Annotated in this window: 12 protein-coding genes; 11 read left to right on the forward strand and 1 reads right to left on the reverse strand. The window is 59.3% G+C overall.

The annotated features are described in order from the left end of the window. Nucleotides 1-160 precede the first annotated feature (160 nt). Genes ACP7EE_RS02030 through ACP7EE_RS02060 form a run of 7 tightly spaced genes read left to right on the forward strand, consistent with a single transcriptional unit; the run spans nucleotide 161 to nucleotide 8,336 of the window. Nucleotides 161-1,918 carry a carbamoyltransferase gene (locus tag ACP7EE_RS02030; protein ID WP_420646963.1) on the forward strand — a complete coding sequence of 586 codons (1,758 nt, stop codon included), beginning with the start codon at nucleotides 161-163 and terminating at the stop codon, nucleotides 1,916-1,918. Further along, nucleotides 1,902-3,032: a glycosyltransferase gene (locus tag ACP7EE_RS02035; protein ID WP_426233149.1), complete on the forward strand. Its 1,131-nt coding sequence runs from the start codon at nucleotides 1,902-1,904 to the stop codon at nucleotides 3,030-3,032. Before ACP7EE_RS02030 ends, ACP7EE_RS02035 begins: the two co-directional genes overlap by 17 nt. Beyond that, on the forward strand, nucleotides 3,032-3,928 hold the full coding sequence (locus ACP7EE_RS02040; protein ID WP_426233151.1) for an antimicrobial resistance protein Mig-14: 897 nt from the start codon (nucleotides 3,032-3,034) through the stop codon (nucleotides 3,926-3,928). Before ACP7EE_RS02035 ends, ACP7EE_RS02040 begins: the two co-directional genes overlap by 1 nt. An 8-nt stretch (nucleotides 3,929-3,936) precedes the next feature. Beyond that, nucleotides 3,937-5,367, forward strand: a complete 1,431-nt coding sequence (locus ACP7EE_RS02045; RefSeq protein WP_426233153.1) for a PIG-L family deacetylase — start codon at nucleotides 3,937-3,939, stop codon at nucleotides 5,365-5,367. Nucleotides 5,368-5,419: 52 nt separating this feature from the next. Then, entirely contained in the window at nucleotides 5,420-6,304 is an 885-nt protein-coding gene (locus ACP7EE_RS02050; protein ID WP_426233155.1) for a DUF6625 family protein, read from the forward strand. Then, nucleotides 6,301-7,455, forward strand: coding sequence for a glycosyltransferase family 4 protein (locus ACP7EE_RS02055; protein ID WP_426201638.1), 1,155 nt, complete (start codon nucleotides 6,301-6,303; stop codon nucleotides 7,453-7,455). The genes ACP7EE_RS02050 and ACP7EE_RS02055 overlap by 4 nt, the downstream gene beginning before the upstream one ends. Further along, a complete protein-coding gene (locus ACP7EE_RS02060) occupies nucleotides 7,452-8,336 on the forward strand; it encodes a glycosyltransferase (protein WP_420646969.1) in 885 nt (294 codons plus the stop codon). Before ACP7EE_RS02055 ends, ACP7EE_RS02060 begins: the two co-directional genes overlap by 4 nt. 18 nt (nucleotides 8,337-8,354) lie before the next feature. Here ACP7EE_RS02060 and ACP7EE_RS02065 read toward each other — a convergent pair whose 3' ends face one another. Then, nucleotides 8,355-10,217, reverse strand: a complete 1,863-nt coding sequence (locus ACP7EE_RS02065) for an O-antigen ligase family protein (RefSeq protein WP_426233157.1) — start codon at nucleotides 10,215-10,217, stop codon at nucleotides 8,355-8,357. A 155-nt stretch (nucleotides 10,218-10,372) separates the two neighbouring features. Here ACP7EE_RS02065 and msbA point away from each other — a divergent pair, with 155 nt between their 5' ends. The 4 genes from msbA (at nucleotide 10,373) to ACP7EE_RS02085 (ending at nucleotide 15,568) form a co-directional block, all read left to right on the forward strand. Further along, nucleotides 10,373-12,175: a lipid A export permease/ATP-binding protein MsbA gene (msbA, locus tag ACP7EE_RS02070; RefSeq protein WP_426201634.1), complete on the forward strand. Its 1,803-nt coding sequence runs from the start codon at nucleotides 10,373-10,375 to the stop codon at nucleotides 12,173-12,175. A 174-nt stretch (nucleotides 12,176-12,349) separates the two neighbouring features. Continuing rightward, nucleotides 12,350-13,771: a bifunctional D-glycero-beta-D-manno-heptose-7-phosphate kinase/D-glycero-beta-D-manno-heptose 1-phosphate adenylyltransferase HldE gene (hldE, locus tag ACP7EE_RS02075; RefSeq protein WP_420646972.1), complete on the forward strand. Its 1,422-nt coding sequence runs from the start codon at nucleotides 12,350-12,352 to the stop codon at nucleotides 13,769-13,771. 117 nt (nucleotides 13,772-13,888) lie between these two features. Continuing rightward, a complete protein-coding gene (locus tag ACP7EE_RS02080) occupies nucleotides 13,889-14,863 on the forward strand; it encodes a glycosyltransferase family protein (RefSeq protein WP_420646973.1) in 975 nt (324 codons plus the stop codon). After that, nucleotides 14,864-15,568, forward strand: coding sequence for a hypothetical protein (locus ACP7EE_RS02085; RefSeq protein ID WP_426233159.1), 705 nt, complete (start codon nucleotides 14,864-14,866; stop codon nucleotides 15,566-15,568). It begins immediately after the preceding gene. The last annotated feature ends 13 nt before the right edge of the window (nucleotides 15,569-15,581 follow it).

The following is a 15,581-nucleotide window of genomic DNA, read 5'->3' on the forward strand; positions in this document are numbered from 1 at the left end:
GGGTTCACCGGGTTGAAGAGCCTGGGTCAATTCGCACAGGATTATTCCAGCCACGTTTACGCTATAATCCCGCCCTTTAGCTGTCACTCGCCCGGTGCGAGGGCACATTATTTTTCGAGGCGCCTTGCGCCTGAATGCAGACTAAAGAGGCTAGACCCCTGTGGCATTGACGATTCTTGGCCTGTCCGGCGCCCTTAGCCATGATCCTTCCGCAGCCTTGTACATCGACGGCAAGCTGGTCGCGGCGGCTGAGGAAGAGCGCTTCGTACGCGATAAACATGCAAAGAACCGCATGCCCTACGAATCGGCAAAGTTCTGCCTGGAACAAGCCGGCATCAAGCCTTCCGACGTTGACGTGGTGGCGATTCCTTTCGCCCCGATCAGCCTGTTCGGCAAGGCGCGCTGGCAGTACGCCAAGCGTTACTGGTACGCCCCGGATCGCGCCCTCGATGCGATCCTGATGGGCAATCGTCGCTACAAGCGCTATCGCAACAAGATCGTCTTCTGCCTTGAGCAACTGGGCTTCGATCCGAAAAAAATCAAGATCGAGCCTGTTGAACACCACTTGGCTCACGCTTCCAGCGCCTACCACTGCTCGGGTTTCAAAGAGAAAACCGCGATTCTCGGTATCGACGGCAAGGGCGAATACGCCACGACCTTCTTCGGTTACGGCGAGAACGGCAAGATCCACAAGATCAAGGAATTCTTTGATCCGGACTCCCTCGGCGGCCTCTACGGCGCAATCACCGAGTTCCTCGGTTTCGATATGCTCGATGGCGAGTTCAAGGTCATGGGCATGGCGCCGTACGGCGACGCCAGCAAATATGACTTTTCGCGTCTGGCCTCGTTCGAAAACGGCGAGCTGGTGATCAACACCGACTACGCCAACGTCATCGGCCTGCGTCGTTACAAAGAGAAGGGCAAAGGCTATTACTTCTCGCCGAAGCTGATCGAGTGGCTGGGACCGAAGCGCGAAGGCGACATCGCCGACGAGCCGTACATCCACTACGCGGCGAGCATTCAGGCGCTGTTCGAAAAAATTTCGCTGCAGATGATCGATCACTACCTGGGCGACGTGCTCAAGGAAACCGGCAAGCTGGCCTACGCCGGCGGCTGCGCGTTGAACGTCAAGCTCAACCAGAAAATCATCGCGCGTGACGACGTAAAAGAACTGTTCGTGCAACCGGCGTCCGGCGATGCCGGCACTGCGGTTGGCGCGGCAGCTTACGTGTCGCACGCTCGCGGAGTACCGGTAGAGAAGATGGAACACGTCTACCTCGGCCCGTCGTACAGCAACGAAGACGTGATCGCTGCCTGCGCGCGTCATGCGAGCAAGCCGGCCTGGCGCAAGCTCGACAACATGCCGGAAAACATCGCCAAGATTATGGTCGACGGCAACCCGGTAGCCTGGTTCCAGGGCCGCATGGAGTTTGGTCCGCGTGCCTTGGGCGGTCGCTCGATCATTGGTTGCCCGAGCGCAATCGGTGTGGCTGACCGCATCAACCACCAGATCAAGTTCCGCGAGCGCTGGAGGCCTTTCTGCCCGTCGATGCTCGACACCGTTGCTCCACAGATGATCAAGATCGATCATCCTGCACCGTTCATGACCTTCACGTTCGAAGTGGCCGAAGAGTGGAAGACCCGCGTGCCGGAAGTTGTCCATGAAGACGGTACGTCCCGGGCTCAGGTGCTCAAGCGCGAATACAATCCGCGCTACTACGACATGATGAAAGCGCTCGAAGTGCTGACCGGTAACGGCGTGTCGCTGAACACCTCGCTCAACCGCCGTGGCGAGCCGATGATCTGCTCACCGACCGATGCGCTGAACATGTTCTTCGGTTCCGATCTACAGTATCTGATCATGGAAGACATCTTGGTGGTCAAAGAGGGCGCAAACGCTTATGACACGCTCGGCTGAACGCCATGTGTTGCAGTTCTGCCACGGCTATGACGGGCCGTTCCTGGACTGCGCGCGGCAGTATGCCAGCCTGTTTGTCGGCACCGGCTATCGGGTCACCACGGTCTTCCTGACCGGGGCGGCTGATAGCGAGGTGGCCGCGGCCTGCGCTTCCGATGAAGTGTTATTCATGGAATACAGCTCCAAGGCCATTCGTGGCCTGAAGCTGGGAGCCATTGGCGATCTGCGCAAGATCGCCGCTTCACGCAATTTCAGTTTCTGCATCGCCCATCGCTTCAAGCCGACCTACATCGCCTTGCTCGGCACCTCGCTGCCGGTGATTGGCGTGCATCACGCGTTTGACGACTACAAACGCGGCACGCGCAGATTGTTCGCGCAGTTCTTTCGCAAGCGTCTGAGCCTGCTGGGCGTGTCCGATTCGGTGCGCGACAACATGCGGCGCTGCTTGCCGAAGTGGCCGGCAGAGCGTATCCAGACCCTGTACAACCGCATCGATGTGCTAGCGCTGCAGACCCGTCAGGTGTCAGTTCGCGAAGCGCGCGAGACCCTCGGTCTGGCAGCGGATGCGTGGATTGTCGGCAACGTCGGTCGCCTGCATCCGGACAAGGATCAGACCACGTTGCTGCATGGTTTCGCCGCGGCATTGCCCGGTCTGCCGGCCAATAGCCAACTGGTGATCCTTGGCATCGGACGTCTGGAGCAGAACCTCAAAGAGCTGGCTCGCGAGTTGGGTATCGGTGACCGGGTGCTGTTTCTCGGTCAGGTACCGGAAGCGCGCATCTACTTCCGCGCCTTCGATGTATTCGCTCTGAGCTCCGATCACGAACCGTTCGGCATGGTGCTGCTGGAGGCCATGGCCGCCGGTGTGCCGTTGCTCGCCACGGCGTGCTCCGGGGCCAGGGAAGTGGCCGAAGGCGTGGGCATTCTGTTCCCGGTCGGCGATGCCGAACGCCTGGCTCAGGGGCTGCAGCATCTGGCCGCGATGGACGATCATCAACGTCGGCAGTGTGCCGAAATGATGCTCGATCGCCTGCGTGAGCGCTTTTCCGACCGCGCGGTGCGCGAAATCTTCTGGCATTTGCCACAAGTTACCGATCTGGCACCGAGGGGCTGATGCTCAACCGATTTCAAGGCTGGCGTGAACGTGGCTGGTCGCTCGTCGACGCCTCAACTTATGCGCAGGCCTGGCAGCGTTTTGGCGGCAGCGTCGCGACCCATCCTATGGTGGTTGAGCGTCTGGCGGATCTGGCCGGCATTCCGGTGCGTTATCTGGCCTGGGAGCTGCAGGGCGAAATGCAAGCCGCGATCCCGACCTGGGGCCGCGATCTGGCACTGTCCAAGGACGTGCTCAAGCGCAATGGCAAAAAGGGGCTGTTTGATCTCGGTAACGCCGAGCTGATCCTGCCAGCCGCCGCTGACGCTCAGGCACCGCTGCGTCATCGCGGGCGCTACCTGTCGCAACTCAACGAAACTCGCTTCAGCGGTCTCAAACCGCAGACCGAACAACTGGCGATGGCCCGAACTCCCGAAGAACTGTCGAAGAAGTTTCGCTACAACCAGCGCCGCGAATTGCGTCTGCTGGAAGAGGCCGGCGGTGTGGTGCGACCGGTCAGCGAGTTTTCCAGCAGTGAACTGGCAGCGATCTACTGCGATCTGTTTCAGCGTCGTTGGGGCTTCCCGGCCACTGGCGCGGCGCGCATGGCTGAAGTCATCGAGCTGTTGCGCGAACTGTTGATCGGTTCGGTGATTTTCCTCAACGATGCGCCGATTGCGATCCAATTGGTGTATCGCGTCGAGGCCGCCGAGTGGATCAGCGTCGAGTACATCAATGGCGGCGTCGATCCCGAAACCCGTGAGTTCAGCCCCGGCAGCGTACTGAGTTTCCTCAACACGCAAAGCGCCTGGGAACATGCCCGCGCGCTGAACAAGCCGCTGCGTTTTTCCTTTGGTCGCGCCGACCGTGAATACAAGGATCGCTGGTGCAATCCTGTGCCGGTGTTCACCGTATGAGTCAGCCCATGAGCCGCAAACAGCAACTGCTCAAGCGTCACCGTCGCAACAAGCGGATCGGTCTGTTGATTGCGCTGGTCGGGTTGATTGCCCTCGGTGTGTTGGTCGTCTGGTGGCTGCCGCTGGTGCTGGCAGTCGTCGGCTGGATCGCCCATGAAGCGTGGTTTGCCGACCATTTGTTCTATTCGCCTAAAGACGATTACCAATACAGCTTTCCTCCCTATACCCCGCAGCCGAAAGTGCATTTGAGCGGTGAGCAATTGCGCCTGGACGAGGGCGTGATGCTGGTCGACGATGCCACGCTGATTCTCGCTGTACGGGTGAAAGGCTCTTGGCTCGGACGTTTTCTCGATCCGCGCGTCGAGTTGATCGGCGGAACCAATTCCGACGTGCAGACCTTCGAGCGAGGCGTTAACGGTTTGCGTTATCTGAACCTCAGCGGTCAGGCGCAGGCCTTGTCGCAAGGTCAGCTGCGCCTGCGCGGGCGCTATTGCCGAGTCTCTGGCGAACCCGTCCTGTGGGCGCTGGAACAGCCGGACTACCGCCGTCAGCGAGTCATGGTCATCGCACCCCACGCCGACGATGCCGAGCTCGCCGCTTACGGTTTGTACAGCCAGGCCGATGACGCCTGGATCGTCACCCTGACGGCCGGCGAGATCGAAGCCGAGCACTACCAAAAGCTCGGACTGAACCAGGTCGAGGCGGCACGGCTCAAGGGCCGGCTGCGTGCCTGGGACAGCCTTGCGGTGCCGCGCTGGGCCGGTGTGCCGCCGGAGAACTGCGTACAGCTTGGCTATTTCTGCCTGCAACTGGCGGCGATGCAAGCTGCACCAAGCCAGCCTGTTGGTTCGCGCGAAGCGGATTTGAACGACACTCGGCTGTTTCGCCAACTCAATCCGTTCATCTTGCCCGGCGATGCCGACGGCGCACCGACCTGGAACAATCTGCTGGCCGACTTGCGCGAAGTGCTGATCCGGGCACGTCCGGATGTGCTCGTGTTGCCGCACCCGACACTTGATCCGCACCCCGACCATATCTGTGCCCGACAAGCTGTGCTCGAAGCCCTCAGCGGTCTCGACTGGCAGCCGACGCTGCTGGGTTACGCCAATCATTTGCACGACAACGACCGCTGGCCGATGGGTGATTCCGGGCAAGGCATCGCACTGCCACCGGCGTTTGACGCATCGGTAGCGATGCAGCCGTTGTGTTTGCCGTTATCAATCGAGCAGCAACGCGATAAAGCCATGGCGCTGGGCATGATGCATGACCTGCAACCGCCGGCACCTTTCAAGCGCCGCTTGCGCCGGTTATTCCAGCGTTTTCTGGCTTGCAGGGCACCGTCGGTGTACGGCGAGAACGAATTCTTCAGAAAAGCCGTCAGACGCCATGAATTGTTCTGGCTTTTGAAGCATGGTGAAACACCTGTGAAGCAGAATTGAAGCCATTCGCGGCTTAGCATTGACGTGTGTTTGATAGCGCCGGTGATTTACTGTGATTAATCCATACCCTCGGATTCTGTTTCTGATTCCGTATTTTGGCCAGTGGCCATTCTGGATGCCGTTCTTCCTTGAAAGTTGCCGGCACAATGCCGACATTGATTGGCTGCTGTTCAGTGACTGCGGTACACCGCCGAATCTGCCGCCCAACGTCACGGTCGAGGCCATGACGTTCGACGATTACTGCGGGTTGGTGTCAAAACGGCTGGGGATCGATTTCGCCCCTCGGGCGGCTTACAAGCTGTGCGACATCAAGCCTGCGCTTGGCCACATCCATGCCGATCGACTGCAAGGCTATGATTTTTGGGCATTCGGCGATATTGACCTCGTATACGGTGACCTGCGAAGTTACTTCACGCCTGATCGACTGGCCGGATATGACCTGTTTTCGACCCATGAACGACGGGTTGCCGGGCATCTGTGCCTGATGCGCAACACGGCGCGCAAGCGTGAGCTGTTCATGAAGATAAAGAATTGGCGGCTGCGGTTTACCGATCAAGAACACCATGCGCTGGATGAAGGAGCATTCAGTCGAATTTTTCTCTGGCGCAAGAATTTTCCCGAGCCGCTGTTCACTCTGGTGGGCAAGTTCAATCCGTGGCGTCGCCGCAGCGAGTTCACTGAGGCATTCAGTACACCCGGGGGCTGCATCAAGTGGCACGATGGCACCGATGATTTTCCGCGCCGCTGGTTTTGGCGCAATGGCAATTTGAGCAACGATCGCGATGGCGATCGCCGGTTTCCGTATTTCCATTTCGTCTGCTGGAAGCGCAACGAATGGTCACGGTTACCTCAACCCGATCCGGCGGAGATCAGGCGCATTGCTGCCGATCCCGCCTGGATCATTGATGCAACGGGTTTTCACCGGGGAGATTTATGAGTCAACGGTCAAAGGTTCTGCAGCTGCAGCCAGACTACAACGTCAAAGCCCATGATTTCGCCGACCTCGCGGAGCAGATTGTCAAAGCCCTGCCGGCTGATCGCTTTGAGGTAACCGCAGCGTTTCTGCGCGGCAAACCAGGGCCGGGCGAGGCTGTCAGCCGGGCCGACCGTTCGGTGTATTTCGAGTTTTCCGACAAGTCGCTCAAGGGCCTGCGCTTGCGCGCGATGTGGGCGCTGTACAAATTCTGTCGTCAGGAAAAATTCGACGTAGTCATCTGCAATCGCTTCAAACCGGTGAACATGATGCTCACGCTCAATCGCTGGCTGAAAGTGCCGCTGTGCATCGGCATTTCCCACGGCTTTGGCGAATACGACCGCTTCTACCGGCGCCGTCAGACGCAACGTCTGATTGATCGGCACTGGCGTTTCGTCGGCGTCTCGCCCGCGGTCAAGCAGTACCTGCTGGACTGCAAGTGCGGTTTCACCGACGCCAACACCTGGGCCATCACCAACGCCATTGATATCGAGCAGGCCGAAGGTTTGCAGCACAGCCGTGAGCGCGCTCGCGAGTTGCTCGGCATCGATCCGAATGTGCGTCTGATCGGCGCGCTGGGGCGATTGGTGTCGGTCAAAGGTCATACCTATCTGTTGCAGGCTTTCGCCGCACTTAAAGACAAATACCCCGACACGCAGTTGGCGATAATCGGTGCCGGGCGCCTGCAGGCGCCGCTGGCGGCCGAGATCGAGCAGCTTGGTCTGGTGGGACGTGCGCACTTGCTGGGCTTCAAGGAAAACGCCCTGCAATACGTGCGCGCATTCGATATCTGGACCATGCCGTCGCTGGCTGAAGGCCTGGGGTTGGCGTTGCTGGAAGGCATGAGCGGGCACTTGCCGGTGATCGCTTCGAATGTGCCGGCAATGGTGCCGTTGATCGAAGGCGCTGGCGGTCTGGCGATTACGCCCAAAGACGTACCGAGTCTGGTCGCAGCGCTGGACACATATCTGGCGCTCTCGGACGAAGAGCTCAAGGCCAAGGGCGCTCAAGCCTACCGCTATCTGCAGGAACAGCACGACATAGAGGTGTTCCGTCAGGAGTACCTGGATCTGATTGACTCCGGCCTCGAGCAAGCTCGCAAGGAACGCCCATGAGCGACACACAACCCATCGTTACGGTCATCATTGCGTCGTACAACCATGGCCCGTATATCGAAGAAAGCATCCTCAGCGTCATCAACCAGAGCTACAAAAACATCGAGTTGCTGGTGGTCGACGATGGTTCGCAGGACGACAGCGTCGAGCGCATCACGGCTTTGCAGGCGTTGCACGGATTCGATTTTCGAGTGCAAGAGAATCAGGGCCTGACCAACACGCTCAACGGTGCAATCGCACGTGCCAAAGGCAGCCTGATCGTCCCCTTCGGTTCGGACGACATCATGTACCCAGACCGCATCGCCATCCAGGTCGCGCATATGGACGGCAAGCCTGAGGTGGGCATTTGTGCCGGTAACATCGAGCTGATTGACGCTGAAGGCAACTTGTATCCGGAGAAGCGTCAGCGCCGTGACGTGCCGTTCCGCCGCATCGATTTCGACGACATGTTTCTCGAGCGCAAACCCTATCCGCCGGCGCCGACGCTGATGATCCGTCGTGAAGCGCTGGAAAAGGTCGGCGGTTTTGATCCGACGATTCGCCTGGAGGACTTGCTGATCGAATTGAAGGTCACTCGCGCCGGGTATTTCATTGATGGCTTGAGCGTGGTGATGGCGCGCTATCGCAAGCACGCCTCCAACTCCTACAAGAATCACCGTTTCATGACTGACAACATTCTGCGCACCTACGCGTTGTTCAGCGATCATCCGCTGTACGACGAAGTGCGCTACAAGTTTCTCAGTTCGATGTTCCTCAAACTCGCCAACCGCGACCGCGCAATGGCGCGTGAACTGCTGGCGCAGATTCCGTTTCGCGCGTGGAACAAGAAGACCTGGCGTGGATTGGGGCGCCTGTACTTTTCACCACTGGAAAAGGACTGAGGCTAACCCCGCTCGCGATCAGTTGACGGGGGCTGGGGTGCTGCCAGCCAGGACTTGCCTGCGCAAGTTATCCACAGCTGATTTCGACGCCGTTACGGCATACCCTTCAAGCAACGCATCAAGGTGTTCTTCGAACAGCCAGCGTTTGTCCACGGTGTAGCGTTGCATGTGGCGCAGATTGCGTTGGCGCAGCGAAAGGCTCAGGGGGGACGGGTAGACCCGCAGGTCGGCCAGATCAATCAGACCGAACTCACCATCCTCCAGAACCAGCACATTGCCCAGATGCAGCGAGCGGAAATACACGCCTTGCTCATGCAACTGCGCCATGAATTTGCCGAAGCGTTCCACCAGTGCGCCGCGCACCGCTGGTGCTGTGATGCTTTGCAGAACCTGGCGCAACGTGTGGCCCGGCAGTGGCTGGTAGTGGACCGCGCTGCTGCCGTCCTCGAGGCGATACAGATTCAGCACCTGTGGCGTCGGAATGCCCATGGTCCGCAGCTGCTCGCTGTTAACGGCAAAACGCTCGGAATACGGGTTGAAACTGCCCGACGTGTACCAGCGACGGCGGCGGAACAGCTTGAGGAAACTGCCATCGACCAGACGCAGCACTTTGGGGCCGAGGCCGTCTTCTTCGATCACCTGGGCATCGCTGTTCAGGCGTTGCAGATCCGCTGGCGCAAGCTTTTGTACCGGCATTGCCAGCAAGCGCCGTGCGCGCTGATTGATGCTCAGCGCTGCGATCAGCGCCAGTGGAATCCACAGCAGAAACCAGTGCTCCTTGGGCCGCGAAATGATCCCGCCGCCCTCGGTCAGACCGGCGCCGATGCCGAACACCAGCCAGGTCGAGGCAATGATCAGCAACGGTTGCACACGCTGGCGCCAACTGCTGAGCAAACCCCAAGCCTGGAAAAACAACCACGGCAGCAGGCCGAGGATGCCCACGTAATAGAGCACGCCCAGCGCAAAGCTGTGTGGCTCTTCAAAGCTGTAACCGACGCCGGGATCAATCGCCAGGCTGGCGTTGTAGCCATGTCCGATCCATGGATGTTCGGCAATCTTTTGCAGGGCAATCTGCCAGATTTCGAAGCGATAGGAGTCACCGCGCTCGATGAGCATTTTCGAGAACAGCGCGATCACCGCGATGCCGCTGGCGGCCAATGTACCCAACAGCAGCAGAGAGCGACGATTCCAGCAGATAAAGCCGAGCCAGAGCGCGGCCATGGTCAGTGCTACCAGCGGGGTTCTTGAGCCGGTGCCGATGACTGCGGCAAACATGATCAGCATCGCCGGCACGCTCAGCCACAGCACACGGCTGTGCTTGCAGGTCATGCTCAGGCTGAGCCAGTAGGCACAGAAAAACCCGAACATGTGCGAACTGAGCAGTGGATTGTCGAACGCCCCGCCGCCGACCAGGCGCGTGCCGGGTTCGTGGTGGTAGATGAACTGGGTGATAAAGCAGATCGTGGCGATCAATGCGACCAGCGCGGCGCTGAACAGCAAGGGCGCGAGGATGTCATTGCAATAGCGCACCAGCAGATAGCAACCGGCGAACAACATGATGGTGTGCAAGGGGGCCTTGAAGCTGCCGCTGATCGGCTCGTCACTCGGCCCCCAGCAGAGGCTGAGCAAAGCCCATGCGGCGAAGGTCAGCAACGCGATGAAGATCGGTTCGCGCAACAACTCTTTCAACGCCCGCGGGCGCAGGCACAGGGCAATCAGCGTCGGGATGCTGAACAAGCCATAAAACAGCTTGTGATGCAGGCTGCGGCCCGGCAGAAAGAACAGCGCGCACAAGAGCAAGAAATAACCGATGGGCAGAATCCACAGGCTGATGAAATCGAAAACTCGATTGGACGTATTGCTGAAGCCGCGAGATTGCATGCTGTGAGATTCAATCCTGAAGTTGATCGGCCATTTCGATGATGGCTATTTGATGCTGAAAAAGACGTCTAACAATAACAGCCTTTGCCCGATTGCCAGAACCCCGAAGAAGCTGTGCTAAAGTCAGCGTCCTTTTTCTCGACCTTTCGCGTGATATGACCGACTCCAGTCCCGCTGCAAGCCCTTCGAGCTTGAAAATCTACTTCCGCCTGCTCGGCTATGTCCGGCCGTACATCAGTCTGTTCCTGATCAGCATCGTCGGTTTCCTGATTTTCGCTTCGACGCAGCCGATGCTCGGCTACATCCTCAAGTACTTTGTCGATGGCCTGTCCAATCCCGAAGCGGTGCTGTTCCCGAGCGTGCCGTACCTGCGTGATCTGCAACTGTTGCAGGCCGTTCCGCTGCTGATCATCCTGATCGCCGCGTGGCAGGGGCTGGGATCTTATCTGGGCAACTATTTCCTCGCCAAGGTTTCTCTCGGTCTGGTGCACGACTTGCGGGTACAGCTGTTCAACAACCTGCTGGTGCTGCCGAACCGCTACTTCGACAAGCATAACTCCGGTCATCTGATTTCCCGTATCACCTTCAACGTGACCATGGTCACGGGGGCGGCAACGGATGCGATCAAGGTCGTGATTCGTGAAGGCATGACGGTGATCTTCCTGTTCGCCTCGTTGCTGTTCATGAACTGGAAGCTGACGCTGGTGATGGTCGCGATCCTGCCGCTGATTGCGATAATGGTGCGCACCGCGAGCAAGAAATTCCGCAAACAGAGCAAGAAAATCCAGGCGGCCATGGGCGATGTGACCCACGTCGCGTCGGAAACCATCCAGGGTTATCGCGTGGTGCGCAGCTTCGGCGGCGAAGTCTATGAAGAGAAGCGCTTCTTCGACGCCAGCCAGGGCAACACCGATAAACAGCTGCGCATGACCCGCACCGGGGCGATCTATACGCCGCTGCTGCAACTGGTGATCTACAGCGCCATGGCGGTGCTGATGTTCCTCGTGCTGTATCTGCGTGGCGACGCTTCGGCGGGTGACATGGTTGCCTACATCACATTGGCCGGCCTGTTGCCGAAACCGATCCGCCAGTTGTCCGAAGTCAGTTCGACCATCCAGAAAGGCGTGGCCGGGGCGGAAAGCATTTTCGAGCAACTGGACGTGGCTCCGGAAGTCGACACCGGCACGGTCGAGCGCGATGCGGTGACCGGTCGTCTCGAGGTGCGCAATCTGAGCTTCACCTATCCGGACACCGAGCGGCAGGTGCTCGACGACATCAGCTTCTCGGTCGAACCGGGGCAGATGGTCGCGCTGGTCGGACGTTCGGGCAGCGGTAAATCGACCCTGGCCAACCTGATTCCGCGTTTCTACCACCACGACAAGGGCGAGATCCTGATCGACGGTGTGGAAGTCGAGCAATACAAGCTGCTCAACCTGCGCCGCCACATCTCGCAAGTGACCCAGCACGTCACGCTGTTCAGCGACACCGTGGCCAACAACATCGCCTATGGCGATCTGGCCGGTGCACCGCGCGAAGACATCGAAAAAGCCGCGCGTGATGCCTACGCCATGGATTTCATCGCGCAACTGCCGGAAGGCCTGGATACCCAGGTCGGCGAGAACGGTGTATTGCTCTCCGGTGGTCAGCGTCAGCGTCTGGCGATTGCCCGCGCGCTGCTCAAGAATGCCCCGCTGCTGATTCTCGACGAGGCCACCTCGGCCCTCGACACTGAATCCGAGCGGCACATTCAGGCTGCACTCGATCAAGTGATGAAGGGCCGCACCACGCTGGTGATTGCCCACCGTCTGTCGACCATCGAAAAGGCCGATCTGATTCTGGTCATGGATCAGGGCCGGATCGTCGAACGCGGCACCCATGATGAACTGCTGGCACAAAACGGCTATTACGCGCGGCTAAATGCCATGGGCCTCGACGCTCCTGCCGTAGATATCGCCTGATCCGACCCGAAATCACCGGGCGTGCAATGCGCCCGGCGATTCTTTCCAAGACGCTCCGTGCTCAAAAAGTGCACAAAAAAACCACCTGTTTCATCCTGTTGCAGCCAGCACGCAAGCCTGCGCCCACCCTGTGTTAATATCGCGCCCCTGTTCATTTTGTATGTGGGTTGCTCCATGAAGTTGTCCATGCCGCGATTCGATCAAGCCCCTGTCTTGGTGGTCGGCGATGTCATGCTCGACCGTTACTGGCATGGTGGAACCTCACGGATTTCCCCTGAGGCGCCGGTTCCGGTCGTTAAAGTCGAGCAAATCGAAGATCGTCCAGGCGGTGCCGCCAACGTTGCCTTGAACATTGCCGCGCTGGGTGCGCCGGCCTCGCTGGTCGGTGTGACCGGCGATGACGAAGCCGCCGACAGCCTGAGCAACAGTCTCAAGGGCGCGGGCGTGCGCGCGTTGTTCCAGCGCATTGCGCACCAGCCGACCATCGTCAAGCTGCGGGTCATGAGCCGGCACCAGCAATTGCTGCGTATCGACTTTGAAGAACCGTTCGCCACTGACGCGCTGGCACTTGGTGCACAGGTTGACGAACTGCTCGAAGGCATCAAAGTGTTGGTGTTGTCCGATTACGGCAAGGGCGCTCTGAAAAACCATCAGGCGCTGATTCAGGTTGCCCGCGCCAAAGGCATTCCGGTGCTGGCCGATCCGAAGGGCAAGGACTTCTCGATCTACCGTGGTGCCAGCCTGATCACCCCCAATCTCAGCGAGTTCGAAGCCATCGTCGGCGGTTGCGCCGATGAACACGAACTGGTGAGCAAGGGCGCAACGCTGATGCACGATCTCGACCTCGGCGCGCTGCTGGTTACGCGTGGCGAACACGGTATGACTTTGCTGCGTCCGGATCATCCCGCTCTGCACTTGCCGGCACGTGCGCGTGAAGTATTCGACGTGACCGGTGCTGGCGATACAGTGATTTCCACGCTGGCCGCAGCGATTGCCGCTGGCGAAGAACTGCCGCATGCGGTGGCCCTGGCCAATCTCGCGGCGGGCATCGTGGTCGGCAAGCTTGGTACGGCGGCGATCAGCGCTCCGGAACTGCGCCGCGCGATTCAGCGCGAAGAAGGTTCCGAGCGTGGCGTGCTGGGTCTGGAGCAACTGCTGCAGGCAGTGGCCGATGCCCGTGCGCACAACGAGCGCATCGTGTTCACCAACGGTTGTTTCGACATCCTCCATGCCGGTCATGTGACCTACCTCGAGCAGGCTCGGGCCCAAGGCGATCGATTGATTGTCGCGGTCAACGACGATGCCTCGGTCAGCCGCCTGAAAGGGCCAGGCCGACCGATCAACAGCGTCGACCGGCGCATGGCCGTTCTGGCAGGTCTGGGCGCCGTGGACTGGGTCATCAGCTTCCCGGAAGGCACCCCGGAAAATCTGCTGCGCGAAGTAAAACCCGATGTATTGGTCAAGGGCGGAGACTATGGCGTCGATCAGGTAGTGGGTGCGGATATCGTGACAGCCTATGGTGGTACCGTTGCGGTGCTCGGGCTTGTAGCAAACAGCTCGACGACTGCGATCGTCGAAAAAATTCGCAGTCGTTGATCTCATGGATCTTTACCACAGCGCGCAGCGTGCGAATCAGATTCGCCTCGGGAATCGCCATGTAGGCAATTTCGGCGGCGGCGCACCTGCTTGCCTCTGTAGCGTGGTCAATAAACTATGAAAGTCATGCTTCTGGTCATGGACGAACAGCGTGTGATTCTGGATCGGCTCTACGAAATTGCGCAGCAGAACTGTGACGAATGTTTGATCTTCCGTTTGAGCAAACAGCAGCAGATGAACCTGGGGCCGTTTCTCGCCTCGGTTGATTATCAGACCTTCGATCGTGTGGTGATTTTCTCCCGGGTCAAACGCCTGGCCCCGCAACTGCGGGTGCTCAAGTGCATCCCCGGTCTGGTCTTTCTTGAACACGATGCCTACCAGAACTACATGCCAGCGAGTAAGTACCGGCGTGTTTACTCGCGTCTGTACAAGCGCCTGCCGAGCTGCCGCGCCGTGGTTTCCGGGGCGGTCGTGGCGCAGCGGATGCAGGCTGAAGGCATCGACACGGTGTTCGTTTCCAAGGGCTACGACGAGCAGATGCTGCGCAATACCGGCGTCGAGCGCGACATTCCCATCGGTTTCCTTGGCAGTCTGAAAAGCACCGAGTATGCCCAGCGCAAGGCGTTGCTGGAGGCGCTTTCCCGGCGTACCGGCATGCTGGTGACCCGCACCAAGTCGGGTACCGAGTATCTGGAAACGCTCAATCGCATCAAGATTTTCGTCAGTGCCGATATCGGCATGAACGAGTTCATGATCAAGAACTTCGAAGCGATGGCTTGCGGTTGCGTGCTGTTGGCCTGGAGCCAGGGCGAGGAAGACCGCCTGCTCGGTTTTGAAGACATGCACAACACGGTGTTCTATCGCAGCGAAGCCGAGGCTGTGGAAAAGATCAAAATGCTCCAGGACGATCCCGAGCTCGCACAGCGGATCGCCGCCAATGGTCAGGCGTTCGCGCAAAGCCGCTACTCTTTCGCCCGCGTCGGTCAGACGCTTGCCCGCGAGATCCAGCGCGAAATGCGTCCGTGGCAGCCGCCTTCCGCGCTCGTGCGGTTGTGGGTGAAGTGGCGTTACGGCATGAAGGTTCCGGTCTAGATGACGGAGCTATCGCCGCAGGCTGCCGAACACATGGCGCTGGATGCACTGCCCGGCGGTCACCAGTCGGTGTTGGAAGCATTGCCGCAAGAATTGCGGGCATGCTTGCAGCGAGCTGCTCGTGTGGTGCTGATCGCCAACAATCCTGCAATTACCCTCGCGGACTTTCAGGCGCTCGACATCGGTGCTAATGACGTAGTGGTCAGCTTCAACAACTGTATCAAGGCACCTTTGCTCAATGAGCAGAGCGTCAATCTGTTCGTGCATGGTTTCAACGCGCCAGACGCGTATTTTTTTGGTCTGCCTTACGCGCCGGATGTGCAGCAGCTCTTCGAGCGGGCGGCCGAGCGTTGCTTCACGCTGGTGGTCGGTTGTGCTGCGCCGATGTGTCCGTTGCCGCGAGTGGCCATGTACTGGGACCGCATTCCGTTGCCGCCGCTGTGGAACTACCCGGTCGACCGGCCAGGTGGCAAGCGCTACGTCGGGCCTTCTACTGGTTTCAATACGCTGGTGCTGTTCGACTGGCTGCGTAGTCACAGCGGTTATGCCTATCAGTTGATGACGCTCGGATTCTCCAACGAGGCCGGCAAACTCTGGGGCGGACATGCCTGGGATTACGAGCGCGAATGGCTGCAGAAGTCCGACGTCATCGTTGTTCCGCTGCAACCGCGGCGCTGGTGGCAGAAGCTGTTTCGCCGCAAATAGACAATCCCCGGTT

The organism is Pseudomonas sp. TWP3-2 (genome assembly GCF_049897765.1).
Taxonomy (GTDB): domain Bacteria; phylum Pseudomonadota; class Gammaproteobacteria; order Pseudomonadales; family Pseudomonadaceae; genus Aquipseudomonas.